12 protein-coding genes are annotated in these 17,527 nt (G+C 34.8%); 9 read left to right on the top strand and 3 right to left on the bottom strand.

The genetic code is table 11. The annotated features are described in order from the left end of the window. The 9 genes from KO515_RS13890 to KO515_RS13850 all read left to right on the top strand — a co-directional run bounded on the left by KO515_RS13890 (position 1) and on the right by KO515_RS13850 (position 10,665). Entirely contained in the window at positions 1 to 1,524 is a 1,524-nt protein-coding gene (locus KO515_RS13890) for a sugar ABC transporter ATP-binding protein (protein WP_215936942.1), read from the top strand. Positions 1,525 to 1,544: 20 nt separating this feature from the next. Beyond that, on the top strand, positions 1,545 to 2,513 hold the full coding sequence (locus tag KO515_RS13885) for an ABC transporter permease (RefSeq protein WP_215936941.1): 969 nt from the start codon (positions 1,545 to 1,547) through the stop codon (positions 2,511 to 2,513). A gap of 14 nt (positions 2,514 to 2,527) precedes the next feature. Then, positions 2,528 to 4,015: a mannitol dehydrogenase family protein gene (locus tag KO515_RS13880; RefSeq protein WP_215936940.1), complete on the top strand. Its 1,488-nt coding sequence runs from the start codon at positions 2,528 to 2,530 to the stop codon at positions 4,013 to 4,015. 1 nt (position 4,016) lies between these two features. Continuing rightward, entirely contained in the window at positions 4,017 to 4,868 is an 852-nt protein-coding gene (locus tag KO515_RS13875) for a sugar phosphate isomerase/epimerase family protein (RefSeq protein WP_215936939.1), read from the top strand. A gap of 23 nt (positions 4,869 to 4,891) precedes the next feature. Further along, on the top strand, positions 4,892 to 5,662 hold the full coding sequence (locus KO515_RS13870; RefSeq protein ID WP_215936938.1) for an SDR family NAD(P)-dependent oxidoreductase: 771 nt from the start codon (positions 4,892 to 4,894) through the stop codon (positions 5,660 to 5,662). 11 nt (positions 5,663 to 5,673) lie between these two features. Then, positions 5,674 to 6,555 (top strand): carbohydrate kinase family protein, encoded by an 882-nt coding sequence (locus tag KO515_RS13865; protein ID WP_215936937.1) that lies wholly within the window; start codon positions 5,674 to 5,676, stop codon positions 6,553 to 6,555. Positions 6,556 to 7,008: 453 nt separating this feature from the next. Then, on the top strand, positions 7,009 to 8,469 hold the full coding sequence (locus tag KO515_RS13860) for a circularly permuted type 2 ATP-grasp protein (RefSeq protein WP_252723876.1): 1,461 nt from the start codon (positions 7,009 to 7,011) through the stop codon (positions 8,467 to 8,469). Between the two features lie 10 nt (positions 8,470 to 8,479). Next, the gene (locus tag KO515_RS13855; RefSeq protein ID WP_215936936.1) at positions 8,480 to 9,451 is read left to right on the top strand and encodes an alpha-E domain-containing protein; all 972 of its coding nucleotides are present in this window, start codon (positions 8,480 to 8,482) and stop codon (positions 9,449 to 9,451) included. Positions 9,452 to 9,612: 161 nt separating this feature from the next. After that, a complete protein-coding gene (locus KO515_RS13850; protein WP_215936935.1) occupies positions 9,613 to 10,665 on the top strand; it encodes a zinc-binding metallopeptidase family protein in 1,053 nt (350 codons plus the stop codon). 13 nt (positions 10,666 to 10,678) lie between these two features. Here KO515_RS13850 and KO515_RS13845 read toward each other — a convergent pair whose 3' ends face one another. From KO515_RS13845 to KO515_RS13835, 3 genes are read right to left on the bottom strand one after another with little or no spacing between them, the layout of a single operon-like run. Continuing rightward, a complete protein-coding gene (locus KO515_RS13845; protein WP_215936934.1) occupies positions 10,679 to 11,605 on the bottom strand; it encodes a transglutaminase family protein in 927 nt (308 codons plus the stop codon). Position 11,606: 1 nt separating this feature from the next. Further along, a complete protein-coding gene (locus KO515_RS13840; RefSeq protein ID WP_215936933.1) occupies positions 11,607 to 14,159 on the bottom strand; it encodes a circularly permuted type 2 ATP-grasp protein in 2,553 nt (850 codons plus the stop codon). A gap of 18 nt (positions 14,160 to 14,177) precedes the next feature. Continuing rightward, a complete protein-coding gene (locus tag KO515_RS13835) occupies positions 14,178 to 17,510 on the bottom strand; it encodes a DUF2126 domain-containing protein (RefSeq protein ID WP_215936932.1) in 3,333 nt (1,110 codons plus the stop codon). Positions 17,511 to 17,527: the final 17 nt, after the last annotated feature.

The following is a 17,527-nucleotide window of genomic DNA, read 5'->3' as shown; positions in this document are numbered from 1 at the left end:
ATGAAAAACTCAGCAAATGATTATCGTTTAGAAATGACAGGCATATCAAAAAGTTTTGGTGTTGTATCTGTACTAAAGAATGTGAACTTAAAAGTGAAGCCTGGTGAGATTCATGCTTTATTGGGTGAAAATGGAGCCGGAAAATCTACTTTAATTAAAATACTGAGTGGTGTGCATCAAAAGGATGCCGGCAAAGTGATTTTAAACGGTGAAGAAATTGCACCAAAAAACACACATGAAGGTCAGGTTTTAGGTATTAATGTGGTGTATCAAGAATTGTCTTTAGTGAATGATTTATCGGTTGCCGAAAACATTTATTTACACAAATTAGGAGCAAGCAAATCGTGGATGAACTGGAAAGGGTTAATTCATGATGCACAAGAATTACTCGATTCTTTAGGTTTTAAAATTGATGCGGCAGCTAAAGTAAAAGATCTAAGTATTGTTCAAAAACAAGTGGTAGAAATAGCAAAGGCTATTTCAGAAGATACTAAAATTTTAGTTTTAGATGAACCGACCACGGTTTTTGATCCGAACGATGTTAAAAAACTGTTTCAAATACTTTTCAAATTAAGAGATCAAGGAGTATCTATAATTTATATATCGCATCACTTAGATGAAATTTTCAAAATAGCAGATACTGTCACAGTGCTTCGAGATGGTGTCGACACAGGAAGTATGCCTATTTCTGAAACGGATAAGGATGGAGTGATTCATTTAATGATTGGTCGCGAATTAAAAGATTTATATCCTGTACGTGATATTAAAATCGGAACGGTTCCCATTTTTCAGGTGAAAAATTTAACGGCAAAGAATACGATGGTTCACGATGTTTCTTTTGAAGTTAAACCAGGCGAAGTTCTTGGCATTGCAGGACTAGGAGGCAGTGGACGAACAGAAACAGCAAAACTTATTTTTGGTGCTGACAAAAAGAAATCTGGCACTTTAATTTTGGAAGGAAAAGAGATTAAAACCAATTCTCCAGTCGATGCTGCTGGGTATCAAATTGGATTTGTTTCCGAAGATAGAAAGGAAGAAGGTGTGTTTCTACCATTATCCATTCGACGAAATATCAGTGTAACGAGTTTTAAGTCTATTTCAAGTAAACTCGGTTTTATAAACGTAGACAACGAGTATAAAAAAGTCTTGGGTTTAATTGAAAAACTAAATATTAAAACACCAAACTCTGAAGTCAATGTCAAAAATCTAAGCGGTGGAAATCAACAGAAAGTAGCATTAGCCAAGTGGTTAAGTATTGATAGTAAAGTGATTTTTATTGATGAACCCACACGAGGAGTCGATGTAGGAGCTAAAATTGAAATCTATAATTTAATTAATGAAGTCGCTAAGAAAGGCGTTGGTGTTGTGGTGATTTCATCAGATATGCCAGAAATTATGGGCATTTCAGATCGCATTCTCGTTATGCATGAAGGCACGTTTTATGGCGAATTGACAAAAGATCAATTTTCAGAAGAAAACATATTAAGGTATTCCATTGGAGAACCTTTAAAACAATATAACTAAACTAACTAAATATTCACATTATGACTTTAACATTAAAACAACAACTTAGCAGTCCTGCTGGGATTCTTAAGTTCTTAGTAAAGTATAATACTATATTCATCTTTATATTATTAGTGATTTTCTCTGCACTCATTTCCGATGTGTTTTTCACTTCTGTAAACCTCTCTAACTTATTAAAACAAGTCTCTGGTATTGGTATTATTAGTATCGGAATGTTGATTGTTATTCTTACTGGTGGTATTGACTTATCTGTTGGGTCTATGGTGGCATTATTAGCCGTTACTTTTGCTATTCTGGTCAATATTTTTGCTTTACCATTGGCTATTTTAATGACCATAGTTATTGGTTTTGGATTAGGAAGTATATCAGGTTATCTCGTTGCCTATCAAAAAATGGCACCTTTTGTGGCGACACTAGCTTTAATGACTATAGCGAGAGGTATGAGTTTTATTTATTCAAAAGGGTCACCAGTAACGTTTACAACGGTTGGAGGTCAATTTATGTCCGACTTTGCAAACAATTCAACTTTAGGTATTCCAAACATTGCTATCGTGTTTTTTATCATCGTCATCTGTACTATGGTTATGCTGCGTTACAATGTTTTTGGTCGATTAATTATCGCTATCGGGAGTAATGAAGAAGCATCTCGTTTATCGGGAATTAAGGTCAATAAGTACAAATTTTTAGTCTATGCCATTTCTGGAGCTTTAGCCGCAACTGCCGCTATAATTGTAGCATCTAGAACCAATTTAGGTTCTCCAAATATGGGCATGGCATGGGAACTAGACGCTATTGCTGCAGTAGTTATAGGTGGTGCCAGTTTAAACGGAGGTAAGGGAACCGCTATAAATACTTTAATGGGAGTGCTTATTTTAGGCTTAATAGGAAACATATTAAACTTATTAAATGTTCCTTCTTATCCACAACAAGTGGTAAAAGGTGCTATCATCATTTTTGCAGTATTACTACAACGATTCGAAAGTAAATAAAAACATATTCTGTAATGGAAAACTTAAAATTAAATAACGAAAATCTTTCTACTATTTCAGAAAGAATTGCTGTACCAAAATACAATAGAAAAACGCTTAAAACAGGTATTGTACATATTGGTATTGGCGGATTTCATAGAGCGCACGAAGCGTTTTATACCGATCAATTATTACAAGATGAATCCATAAAAGATTGGGGTATCTGTGGTGTAGCTTTATTAGATTTTGATACTAAAATTTACAATACACTAAAAGAGCAAGATGGCTTATATACTTTAATTGTTAAAGAATTAGATGGCACACATACCAAACGCGTAATTGGTGCGATAACAGAATACCTTTTTGCCCCAGAAAACCCAACTAAAGTCATTGAAAAAATGGCGAGTCCAGACGTTAAAATTATCACCTTAACCATTACAGAAGGTGGTTATAATTATAACGAAGCGACCAAAAACTTTGATTTTACAAATCCGTTAATTATTCACGATTTAGAAAATCCTAATGCCCCAAAAACTGTTTTTGGCTACCTAACACAAGCTTTACAACTGCGAAAAGAACGCGGATTAAAAGGCCTCACTATTCAGTCTTGCGACAACATTCAAGGTAATGGTCACATGACACAAAACATGTTATTAAGTTATGTCTCTAAAGCAGAGCCTGGTTTAACAGATTGGATTATTGAAAACGTTTCTTTTCCAAATGCCATGGTAGACAGAATTACACCGGTTACTGCGCCAGAAGATATTACGCATCTCAAAGAAACGTCTGGTATTGATGATGCCTGGCCAGTAGTTTGTGAGCCTTTTAAACAATGGGTTATTGAAAATAATTTTGTTGCAGGTAGACCTGCTTGGGAAAACGTAGGAGCACAGTTTGTAGAAAACGTTGTGCCTTATGAAAAAATGAAACTAAGTTTATTAAATGCTGGCCATTCGGTATTAGGAATTTTAGGAGCATTAATGGGATACAATACCATTGATGAAGCGGTGAATGACCATGAACTTAAGACATTTCTAAAAAATTATATGGATGTTGAAGTAACACCTACTTTAGGTAACCTCAAAGGCATTGACTTAGAGGCTTACAAACAATCGTTATTAGAGCGTTTTGGAAATGTAAATATCAAGGATCAAATCGACCGCATTTGTTCTGAAACGTCTGCGAAATATCCCATTTTTATTTTACCCACCATTCAATCGCAATTAGAAGATAAGGGTTCTATTCAATTGGCTGCATTTGTAACAGCAGCTTGGGCAATTTATAGTTTGGGTACTAATGAAAATGGAGACGCTTTAAATATAAAAGATGCACTAAAACATGAGTTATATAAAAAAGCTATAGAAGCTAAACAGAATCCAACTGCCTTTTTAAAAATAGAGTCGGTATTCGGTTTACTAAAACAAAACACAGTGTTTTCGAAGGCATTTGTAAATGCATATGAAGACATTACAAATAAGACCATAGAAACAAATTTAATCACAATAAATAATTTATTTAAATAATATGAAACTAGGAATTCACGCATACGCTTGGTGCTCAGAATGGAGCAACGACACACTAGATCTAATTGATAGAGTTAAAAATTTGGGTTTAGATTTTATAGAATTACCATTAATGGCTTTAGAGTCTTTTGATACCGAAGCTGTTTCAAAAAGACTTCAAGAAGTTGGTATTGAAGCTTGTACATCAACTGTTTTATTAAACGACACAGACATCACTAGTGATGATCCAGAAATTAGACGCAAAGGTGTCGATTATTTGAAAGCTTGTGTAAAAGCAACTAGCGATATTGGAGCTACCAATTTCTCTGGTGTTATCTATTCTAAACATGTAAAAAGCTTACCGCACAGACCAACAGAAAAAGATTGGAATTACAGTGCAGAAGCATTAAGAGAAGTTGGCGAATATGCTGCTACACTTAATATTAATGTAGGTATTGAGCCTGTAAATAGATATGAAACCTATTTAATTAACACAGGGGCACAAGCCCTTAAATTGAAAGAAATGATAGGTTTAGATAACATCAAAGTACATCTAGATACCTATCACATGAATATTGAAGAGAAAGATTTTTACACGGCTACTGTAAACGCAGGAGACGATTTAATACACTTCCACCTTTGTGAAAATGATAGAGGAATTCCTGGTACAGGAACTGTAGATTGGGATGGTGTTTTTAAAGGCTTAAGTGAAATAAACTATAAAGGTTATGCCGCTTTAGAAAGTTTTGTAGATGCTACAGATAACATGAACACTTGGGTTTGGAGACAATTAGCTCCAGATGGAGATACGCTGGTTAGAGAAGGAATTACGTTTATTAAAGGTAAAATGAAAGCCTACGGTTTAGGCGAATAACGTCAAATTTAAAAGTTAAAAACATGTATTTAGAAAAATATAACTTAGAAGGAAAAAATGCAGCTATAACTGGTGGAGGACAATCTATTGGGTACGCTTGCGCAGAAGCCTTAGCAGAGGCTGGAGCTGCTATTTATATATTAGATTATAATGTAAAAGTAGGAGAAGAAGCGGTTGTTAAATTAAAAGACAAAGGATACGAAGCACATTTTGTAGAAGTGAATGTCACTGATTTTGATCGTGTAGATGCTGTGGCAAAAGCGTTAAACGAAAAAACACACATAGATATTTTAGTCTGTTCTGCAGGTATTGATCGCTCGGGAACTGCTGCTGAAGATGTTAGTGAAGAGTTATTTAAAAATGTTATGGATGTTAATGTTAATGGGCTTTTTGCTTTTAACAAATCGTTTGCAAAATACATGATAGAACGTGGTGAGGGTAATATTGTGAATATTGGTTCTATGTCTGGTTTTATAGTGAATAAACCACAATTTCAAAGTTATTACAATGCCTCTAAGGCTGCTGTGCATCATTTAACAAAATCGTTAGCTGCAGAATGGGCTAAAAAAGGAGTTCGTGTTAATGCTTTGGCACCAACATATATTGAAACACCAATGATACAGTATATAAAAGAAGATACAGAAATGTTTGGCCAATGGATGGATGGTACACCAATGGGAAGAATGGGGTTACCTGAAGAAGTAGCTAGTGCATCTCTGTTTTTAGCAAGTCCAGCTTCTAGTTTAATGACTGGTGCTGTAGTTTTGGTTGATGGTGGTTTTACCTGTTATTAAATTGAAATAAAATGAAAAATATAGTTTGTTTTGGCGAGGTGTTGTGGGATGTTTTTCCTAATCACAAGAAAATAGGTGGTGCACCATTCAATGTGGCATTACGTTTAAAATCTCTTGGAAATAATGTGTCTATTATTACTAGAATAGGGAGAGATGCTTATGGTGAAAAGATAGTTCTTCATGCAGTTAAAGAAGGTATTGATATTGAAAACCTTCAAATGGATACTACGCTTAAAACAGGTGAAGTAGAAGTAACTTTGGACGACTCAGGCTCTGCAACTTATGAAATTAAACAACCTAGAGCTTGGGACAATATTGAACTAACAGATGAGGCTAAAAAAGCAACAGAACTTTCAGATGGTTTCATTTATGGGAGTTTAGTAGCAAGAAGTTCTACTTCAAAAAACACATTATACAAGCTATTGACCTTAGCAAACTATAAAATATTCGATGTCAATTTAAGAGCACCATTTTATACACAAGAAGTCTTGAACTATTTAATGAGCGAAGCCAATTTTATAAAATTTAATGATGATGAAATTTTTGAAATTTGTAAGGAATTAAATTTTAATTCAGACTCACTAGAAGCGACTATAAAGTTCATCGCAAAACGGACAGATACATCATCTATATGTGTGACTAAAGGAGGTAAGGGTGCTATTTTGTATGTTAACAATACCTTTTATTATAACGACGGCTATACAATAAAAGTGGTAGACACGGTAGGAGCTGGAGATTCATTTCTAGCTACATTGATCACTAAATTATTAAATAAAAACAATCCGCAAGAAGCCATAGATTATGCTTGTGCGGTAGGTGCTATCGTAGCTAGTAGAGAAGGTGCGAACCCCAAAATAGCACAGGAAGACATAGATAGATTCATTAATCCCTAAGTAATGAGTTTATCTTATATTTGATTAATAGCAACTAAAAGCCTTATGTTTTCATAAGGCTTTTTTTTAATTATAATTTTAAATGAGCTCACCTTACGTCATAGTTTTTAAACGATCGCCTATCATGATGACACATTAGAAATAGATGCTTAAAACGTATTATTAAAATCATCTTGTAGTAGGTCTACGATATAAATCGTCTTTTAAGTAGCGTAGTGATAATTTAAGATTTGGCAAATTTGAGTATCTTATTTTTTTTAATTTAACAATATTTTTCCTATAAATTATTAGAATCGTAAACCTAATATTATAATTAGTTTATGCACATTCTTTTTTGTACTTTGTTTGGATACAATGACTACTAAGACATTATCGATTTTTTTATTAACTCAAATCGTCTTTAAGTTAAGTTTAGTTAATAACTAAAATTGTTACTTATCGGAGATTTTAAAAATGTATGACACATCTTTTACGCTTATGCCAAAACTAGATTTCTCCGCTTACGACACCAAAGGGTTTTATGACGAAATGTTTGATGAAAACAATGTTATAAGACCTAATTATAAATTATTTGCAGAGCGTCTGCAAAATTTTAGTCAGAAGAAGTTAAACACACTGCAACATGCCACAGACCGCGCGCAGCTGTCCTTGGGTATGACCTTTAATGTCTACAGTGACAACCAAGGTATAGAGCGGATTCTTCATTTAGATATTATACCCAGAATCATTAGTAGTAATGAATGGACAGAACTCGAAAAAGGCTTACAACAACGCATAAAAGCCCTAAACTTATTTATTCAAGACATTTACAATGACCAAAAGGTGATAAAGGATAAAATTATACCGAAAGAAATGATTTTTTCTAGCGCGTCTTATTTAAAGGAATTAGAAGGCTTTAAACCACCAAAAGATATATGGTGTCATATTACAGGTTCTGATTTAATAAAAGGAGGTGATGGTCAATATTATGTCCTCGAAGATAATTTAAGATGTCCATCGGGCGTTTCCTATATGTTAGAAAATAGAGAAATCTTAAAACGTACCTTTCCTGAGTTATTTGAACAACTCGATGTAAAACCGGTTTATAATTACACACATACATTAAGAGATACTTTAGAATCTCTAGTAGATATAGATAAACCTACCGTTGTAGTAATGACGCCAGGAATTTATAATTCGGCATACTTTGAGCATTCGTATTTAGCACAGCAGATGGGAGCTGAATTAGTTGAAGGTCGTGATTTAGTGGTAAAAAATGATATGGTATATATGATTACCACCAATGGTTTGCAACGTGTAGATGTCATTTATCGTCGTGTGGATGATGATTTTATAGATCCTGAAGTGTTTAATAAGAAATCCTTATTAGGAACTCCCGGACTGTTTAGAGCCTACCTCAAAGGCAATGTTGTTTTAGTGAATGCACCAGGCACAGGAGTCGTGGACGATAAAGCCGTTTACGCATACATTCCACGAATCATTAAATACTATTTAGGTGAAGACATGATTTTACCAAATGTAAAAACCTACATCTGTGATGAAGCAGATGATTGCAAATATGTGATTGAAAATATTCATAATTTGGTCGTGAAACAAACGGATGCTTCTGGTGGCTATGGCATGCTCATTGGCCCAAAATCGACCAAAAAAGAACAGCAAGAATTTATAGCAAAAATTAAAGCGAAACCAAGAAATTACATTGCACAACCAATGATTAATTTATCTAGAGTTCCTACCATAGCAGATAATACTATAGAAGGTCGGCATGTTGATTTAAGACCATATGCCTTATATGGAGATGATATAAAAATTATTCCAGGAGCCTTAACACGTGTTGCATTAGAAAAAGGTTCTATTGTGGTGAATTCATCACAAGGAGGAGGCAGTAAAGATACTTGGGTTTTAAACAGTTAAAAATTACACTATGTTAGGCAGAGTCGCAAATACCATATATTGGATGAACAGATATCTTGAACGTGCTGAGAATTACGCACGTTTTATGGATGTAAATTATAATTTATCGTTAGAGTTACCTCCTAATGAGGTAGAGCAGTGGCAACCTCTTGTGTTGATCACGGGAGATTGGGAACTTTATGAATCCTTATATCCTAAGGTTGAAAAAAGTAAGGTAATTTATTTCTTAACATTCGATAAAGAAAATCCGAATTCGATTTTCAATTGTATTTTAAACTCTCGAGAAAATGCGCGCGCTGTACGCGCTGAAATTACAAAAGAAGTTTGGGAGCAAATCAATGCACTATATTATTTAGTGAAGAATACAGCTGCAAAAAAAAATCAAACCAATAAGGAGTTAAGACGCTTTTTTACTGACATAAAAAATGGTTGTCAGCTCGTATATGGCATGTATTATGCCACTATATCTCGTAATGAAGGCTGGCATTTTGCAAAATTAGGACAGATTATTGAACGTGCCGATAAAACGTCTCGTGTTTTAGATGCAAAATATCATTTACTGCTAAAATCCCCGAAATTGGTAGGGTCTTCTTTAGATTTAATTCAATGGGCAGCCTTATTAAAATCCGTCAGTGCCTTTGATATGTATCGAAAAAAATATGGCAAATTAACATCTTCGGGTATTGCAGAATTCTTGATTTTAGATACTGAATTCCCTAGATCCATTCTGGCTTGTTTATTAAGTGCCGAACGGTGTTTAATTACCTTATCGGGTAGTTCTGTTGGTTTTAGTAATTTAGCTCAGAAGAAATTAGGAGTTTTAAAATCGCAGTTAGAATATGCCGATATTAATGATATTATTGCAGAAGGTATGCATGAATATTTAGATGATCTTCAAGGCAAACTAAATGATGTGTCGTCGGCTATTTACAATTCATTTTTTTCAATAGAACCTTATATTCAAACACAATCGCAGAGTTAAATACCATAAACGGAGCATAACTTTATAACCGTTTATGAAGTATAAATGACTAAAAACTAGTTCATAAAATATCTATAAAAAGCTAGAATTTAATCTTGGGTATTTATTAATTTTGCGGATTAATTTTAACCTAAAAATTAGCGTTTAGACGTTAACATAAGATGAAAATATTTCAATGTGGTCATTGCAATGCGTCTGTGTTTTTTGAAAACAACAGCTGTGATACCTGTGGGCATTTAACAGGATATAGAGCGACAGATCATAAAATGTTAACGTTCGCTCCTGATATCGCTGCGCTTATTTCTGATAGAGAACATACGGAATACAAATATTGTAAGAATAAAGAATATAATGTTTGCAATTGGGTGTTAGAAAAACATGATCCTGAAGATTATTGTAGCGCCTGCCAACTCAATAGAACAATCCCGAATCTGTCAAATACAGCTTCAGATAATTTTGAAAATTGGCAACATCTTGAAATTGCTAAACACCGTCTAGTATATCAACTTCAAAAAATAGGATTACCATTACGAAGTAAATTACAGGATGAGGATGGTTTATGTTTTGATTTTGTATCCAAAAAAGACAACCCAAGCCTAATGACAGGTCACGCCAATGGTGTGGTGACTATTTTAATTAGAGAAGGTAATTCAGTTTTAAGAGAACAAGCCCGTAAAGACATGGTTGAACCATACCGAACTTTAGTGGGGCATTTAAGACATGAAGTAGGGCATTATTACTGGGAACGTTTAGTGCGCCATCACCCTAAGGTTCTCAAAGACTTCAGAGCTATTTTTGGTAATGAAGAAACGGATTATTCTGAAGCACTTCAAACCTACTATAAAACAGGCGCACCTAAAGATTGGCAAGATTCATATATTAGTGAATATGCGACTTCGCATCCATGGGAAGATTGGGCAGAAACATGGGCACATTACTTACATATTATGGAAATGGTGGAAACGGCTTATTTCTTTCGTGTAAATGTGAATCCGAAATTTAAAACTAGAGCCTTAAAAACTAAAGTTTCTTTTGACCCTTACACCAAGAAAAATTTTGATGCTATTTTACATAAGTGCGTGCCTTTATCTTTAGCTGTAAATAGTATCAACAGAGCGATGGGAATTCCTGATGTCTATCCGTTTGTGATTTCTCCGCCTATTATTGAGAAATTAAAGTTTATTCATCAGTTGCTATTATATAAGCGCAAGTAAACTTCAAATTAAATTATTGTTGGGATTGGCTATGCATTTGATTGAGATACGACGTGGCAGGTCTTAAATCTACAGATACTTCCATAGTGTTTTTCCCCATACTATAAATCACCCCTTTTAGAGGAGGGACATCATAATAATCTCTACCGTGCGCCACAACGATGTGTTGGTTTTTTGGGATTTGATTATTTGTCGGGTCAAAATCGACCCAGCCATATGTTGGAATATACACCGAAAACCAAGCGTGAGACGCATCAGTTCCTATTAATTTTTCTTTACCTTCTGGAGGAACGGTTTCTATATAACCACTCACATATTTAGCAGGTAAACCCATAGAACGCACACAAGCAATAGCGATTTGTGCAAAATCTTGACAAACCCCTTTTTTAGCTGCCATTACTTCTTTTAATGGAGTCGCAATGTTGGTAAACCCTGGCACGAAGTCAAAATCTGTATAAATACGTTGCATCAATTCATAAGTAGCTTCATAAAATGAACGTTCTGGTTTAAAAGATAACGATGCATAGGCAGCAATATTTTCGTTACCATTAGTAATTAAAGGGGACGGCATTACAAATTGCCTCACATCAATGATTTCTGAATCGATTTGTTTTAAGTGTGCTTTAGTTTCTGCAACAGTCACTTTCTTAGCTTTCAAAAATTGAACCTCATCAAATTGCTCCTCATAATTTCTCTCTACTATGCTTCGAGCTATTACAACAAGTTCTTTATGGTGCTGTTGTATTGAGAATCGCGTCACAGAATTTCCAAAGAAATCTAAGCGTTCTGAAATATCTGTTGGAGTAGGAGTGATTTCTAAATGATAATCTAGAAGTGTCTGACCGGCAAAACTTTTAGGTTTAATAGTCGTAATATTATGACAAAACGAAGCACCATGTTCGTAACTATATTTTGTTTTATGCCAAAGATCAAAAATCATATTATGTCGTAATGTTTCTGTTCACCAACTGTTTCTGTGGCTGCGAATGGTTAAAATACGTGTTTGATATAGACAGTGAAGTGGTATGCAATAAATCACTTAATTCTGATAATGAATTATCTAAATTTTTACGCATATTCGATTCTGGATCCACAACCAGCATCTCTTTTACATTTAAACTTTCCATTTTAGAAATAACCATATTTATATTATTCTGACAAACGGTGAGTTCATTAGTCGTATTGATTTTAGGTAACTTATCTATATCCTTTTTTAAACGATGCATTTGATAGGTTAAAGATCTTGAATATTCCTTATCTAAAATAATTAAATTCAAGACGTTCTCTAAACTTAAATACGAGTTATAACTGTATCTATAAATGTTTAAACTTTCATGACTATTTAATAACGATTCCAAAATCTCATATTCTAACTCTTCGTCATAATTTACAATGAGTAAGGCTCTAAATTTTTCAATATTCATTGCTCCAATTTCAAGCTGTAAACCAATAAAATAGAGCAGAAGCCCTTGCCTAACTAATATACTTTCTTCTGTAAGTGTCATAAAAGCAATGAGTCGCGTTATGATCTTATCAAAGAAATTAGTAAGTTTATAAACACTGTAACTCTCTTCTTTTTTTAAGTTTTTGATATGCTTTTGTATGCCATCAAATACCCTCCACATATCTCTAGACCATAAATTTCGTAAGGCGTAATACGATGAACTAAAACTTTGCATGGATTGCGCAAAACTACCTATTTTAGTGTCATCGAGTATAATGTCTTTAATTTCTAAAAGTGGATTATTCAACACCTCATCATTTTCAGACATAAAACCAGGAAAGGTCGACGTGATTTTTGTAATGGATTGAAATAGTATTTTTAAACTTTCGGACTCCGGTTTTCGATCGGTATATTGTGCATGTGTCATTTGACTCAATACCATTCTTAAATATCTTGCCGTGACTAAAGCTCTGCCAATATATCTTCCAGACCAGAATAAATTCTCAGCAGTATTGCTTGGCACATCGTTTAAACCTGTTGCTGGACTAGAACTCGTTTTATTCCAAGAATAATTTTGAAGGTTGGCTTGCGGTACATCATTTACTATCCAAAAATCTTTACTCGTACCACCACGTTGATTTGATACAAATAATTCTTCACGCTCTGGAGCGACTCTCACCAAACCGCCTGGCATAACACTATAACTATCTTCCTTAGCAATTGCAAAGGTTCTACACAATATTTTACGTGGCTCCAAATGCGTGCTCACAAAGTTAGGTGCCGTAGAAAATGATATTTTTTCTTGAGCTACAAATTTATACGGATAGTCTAAAATCTCTTTCTTTAGATTTTCAAGTGCTTTCTTATCTAAAAATTCACAGAAATATATACGTTCTCTATTAGACCTATCGATTCTTTTTAAAACAAAAGATGGTAAATCTGCTAATACATGTTTTCGTTCTTTTTCCTGACCACACCACCACGATGCTATTTGGGGTAGAATTAATTCTTCATCTAAGAAATACTTGCAAATATTTTCCATAAAGGGCACTAATGCAGGATTTTCTAAAACACCACTTCCTATAGGGTTAATAATGGTTACATTTTGCAACCGAACGGCCTCCAATAAGCCTGCAACTCCTAAATACGAATCTTCTCGTAATTCTAAAGGATCCATAAAGGTATCATCAATGCGTCTTAAAATCACATCAATTTGCTTTAAGCCATTTAACGATTTTAACCAAACTTTACCATGTCTTACCACTAAATCATTGCCTTTAACGAGCGGATACCCTAAGAATGAAGACAAATATGAATGTTCAAAATAGGTTTCGTTATGAGGACCTGGTGTGAGAACAACAATCATTGGGCTTTCTGTATTGTTAGAAGCCGAATTGAGCAACAACTGGTTAAAGTCATTGAAGAAATTTGAAGGTTGTGTAACGTTGATATCGGTATATAATTCTGGAATTATTTTACTTGTAGAAAATCGATTTTCTAAAGCATACCCCATTCCCGAAGGTGCTTGCGTTCTATCATTCACCACCCACAAACGCCCATCAGGACCTCTGGCTAAATCTGCAGCATATACTGATAGTTGTTTGGATTTTTTATATTGAATCTGATCACAAGCACGTAAAAAGCCACTGTGTGCATAAATTAATTCTGGTGGAATAATGCCATTTTTCAGCAAGTCTCTTTTACCATATAAATCTTTTAATATAAGATTTAAAAGTTCGGCACGCTGTTGAATACCTTTTTCAACACCTTTCCATTCTTTTTGATGAATAATATAGGGTACAACATTTAAATCCCAAGGTCTATTTAAACCTTTAGGGTCATTATAAACGTTATAGGTAACACCGTTTTCGGCTAGCAACCAGTTAATCTCAGTCTGTTTTAGAGCTAAATTTTCAGAACCAATTTTTAATAAATTCTGAGACAATACTTTCCAATTTTCTTTGATACCCATTTTAGACGTGAGTAACTCATCGTAGCCAGATGACGCTGAAAAATAATTTTCAAATAAAGTCTTTGTTAGGGTCTTCATATATAATTAAGAACGCTTTTATTTCTTTCGTAAATCTAATGTATAAGGAAATTCAAAATTAACTGGTAATTCCTTATAAGAAAAACGTTTTGAGCTACTTTTTTCCTCAACATTTCTAAAGGTTGGTTCGGTATCAAAAGTCATGTTTTCAAATGGACTAATTTCACCTTGCGTGTGTCCAAATTCCCAAAAACGGTTAATCCGTCGTGATTCTGCTTCAAAGCTATTCACCGGATGCACATCATAAGAGCGTCCACCAGGATGCGCTACAAAATAAGTGCAACCACCAATGGAGCGCTTGTTCCATGTATCTACAATATCAAACACTAACGGAGTATCGGCAGGAATTGTTGGATGCAATGCAGAATAGGGATTCCAAGCTTTATAACGTACACCTGCTACATACTCTCCTTTGACACCAGTACTTTTCAGTTGCACTTTGACCCCATTACAGGTTAGTACAAAGCGTTCATCTATAAAATTAGAAACTTTTACTTGTAAGCGTTCTAAAGATGAATCCACGTATCTGGCAGTTCCACCACCAGTCATTTCCTCACCTAGGACATTCCATGGTTCAATGCCTGCACGCAATTCTAAATGGATGTTATTAATTTCAACCATGCCATGCAGCGGAAATCTAAATTCGAAAAACGGATTAAACCAATCTTCCTCAAATTTATATCCAGCTCTGTTTAATTGGGCTACAATATCCTTAATATCTTCTCTAACATAATGTTCAATTAAGAACTTATCGTGTAACTCCGTTCCCCAACGCACTAAATTGTGTTCGTAAGGTTTTTTCCAGAACCAAGAGACTAAAGTTCTTACCAGTAACATTTGTACCAAACTCATTTTAGGATGTGGTGGCATATCAAAACCACGCAATTCTAAAATCCCGAGTCGTCCGGTTGACGAATCTGGAGAGTATAGTTTATCGATACAGAACTCTGCGCGGTGCGTATTTCCTGTTAAATCGGTGAGTAAGTGTCTAAATAAACGATCGGTTAACCAAAATGGAACTTCACCACCTTTAGGAATTTGACTAAAGGCTATTTCTAATTCGTATAAATTATCTTGTCGTGCTTCATCTATTCGTGGAGCCTGACTTGTAGGTCCCACAAAAGACCCCGAAAATAAATAGCTTAAACCAGGATGATGCTGCCAAAACGTTAATAGACTTCTTAGTAAACTAGGCTTTCGTAATAACGGACTATCATCAGGACTTGTACCACCCAACGTCACATGGTTGCCACCACCAGTACCTGTATGTTTACCATCTAACATAAACTTTTCGGTTCCTAATCGCGATAATTTGGCTTGCTCGTAAAAGGTGAGTGTATTATTGACTAAATCTGTCCAATTCGTCACAGGATGCACGTTAACTTCAATAACACCAGGATCTGGCGTAATTTTTAACGATTCTAGTCGGTTGTCTTTAGGAGGATCATAGCCTTCCATAATGACAGGTACTTTTAATGCTTTCGCTGTAAATTCAATCGCAGCAATAAGGTCTAAAAAGCTTTCTGCCGAATCTAAAGGTGGTAAGAATAAATATAATTTTCCATCTCTTACTTCCGAACATATCGCAGTTCTTACAAAATAATTAGGCTGATTACTATCCAATCCATGTTCTAAAAAGGCTTTATGGCGCTTTTTTACATGATCTCTAAAACTTGGTAAACGTTTCTTTTTAGAGAATAAATCCGGTTCATAAGCCGGAAACACTTCATTTTCCGGATTTTCTAATAACGAATTTAAAGGCAATCGTAAACCCATTGGAGAATTTCCAGGAGTTAAGAATAAATGCTGTCTTCTAAATGCCCATTCGCTTGTAAACCATTTTCCATCGGTACTATTTAAGGGTAATAAATAGCCCACAGGAGTGGACGTGCCATTTTCTAAGATCTCTTTTAATTTGTTTTTGACTAAGGTGTTATCTCTATCTTTAGTTGGATCGACATCTATGGGAAGATTCCCATGTTCCCATAAAAAATAGAAGGCATCTTCAAAACCTGGAATGATATGTTGAGTTGAAACTCCTAAGTAGGTTGTTAGCGTTTCTAAAAATAATTTATCGGTGTTTGGTGGTACGGTATAATTGTCAACATACGTACCGAGATACCTCTTGTTATACCAAATAGGTCGTTTATCTTTCCTCCAACAAATTTCTATTTGCCATCTCGGTAAAGGTTCGCCTGGATACCATTTACCTTGAGCATGATGTAACACACCACCTTTACCAAATTCTTTATGTAAGCGTTTGGATAACTCTTTAGCGAGTTGACGTTTATGAGGTCCGTCTGCATCTGTATTCCATTCCGGAGACTCTAAATCATCAATAGAAATAAAGGTCGGTTCGCCTCCCATGGTTAACCGCACATCATTTTTTTGTAATTGCTTTTCAACTTTATGGCCGAGCTTATCAATGGCTTTCCATTGGTCTTCGGTGTAGGGCTTTGTGACTCGTGGTGACTCAAAAATTCGTGTGACTTTATTTTCAAAGAAGAACTCCGTTTCACATTTATCGGTCATTCCCGAAACCGGAGCCGCACTTTCAAACGATGGAGTACAGGCTAAAGGAATATGACCTTCTCCAGCTAATAGGCCAGAGGTGGCATCAAAACCAATCCAACCAGCTCCAGGCAAATACACTTCTGCCCAAGCATGTAAATCGGTAAAATCTTCTTCTGGTCCAGAAGGGCCATCTAATGATTTTTCATCCGATCGTAGTTGCACCAAATAACCCGAAACAAATCGTGCTCCAAAACCTAAATGACGTAAAGCTTGAACAAATAACCACGCATAATCTCTACACGATCCTTTTTTAGTTTCTAAAGTTTCTTCACAAGTTTGAACACCAGGATCCATACGGATATTATAACTGAGATATTCATAAATCATTTGATTGACATGAATAAGAAAATAGATCGTTTTTCTTGGAGTATAATCTAAGGTTTCTAAAAATTCATTTAGTAATTCACCATCGTCTGTAATTTCTAAATAGGGTTGTAATTCTTTTTTTACCGTTTCGGTATATTTAAATGGAAATTCTTCAGCATATTCCTCAATAAAAAAATCGAAAGGATTAATGGTCTGTAAATCTGCAATAATCTCAACGTCCACAGACAACTCATCCGTTTTCTCAGGAAACACCAAGCGCGCCACATAATTACCAAATGGATCTTGTTGCCAATTAAAAAATTGATCTTCTGGAGTAATTTTTATCGAATAGGATTCAATTGGAGTTCTCGAGTGTGGAGCTGGTCGTAATCTAAAAACATGCGGAGACAAGGATACTTTACGATCATATTTATACGTCGTCTTATGAGATATTACAATTTTTAATGCCATAGTATGGGTTGATATAT

Origin of the sequence: Winogradskyella psychrotolerans (genome assembly GCF_018860545.1) — a bacterium.
GTDB lineage: Bacteria > Bacteroidota > Bacteroidia > Flavobacteriales > Flavobacteriaceae > Winogradskyella > Winogradskyella psychrotolerans_A.
This window is presented reverse-complemented; position numbering and strand designations above follow the sequence as displayed.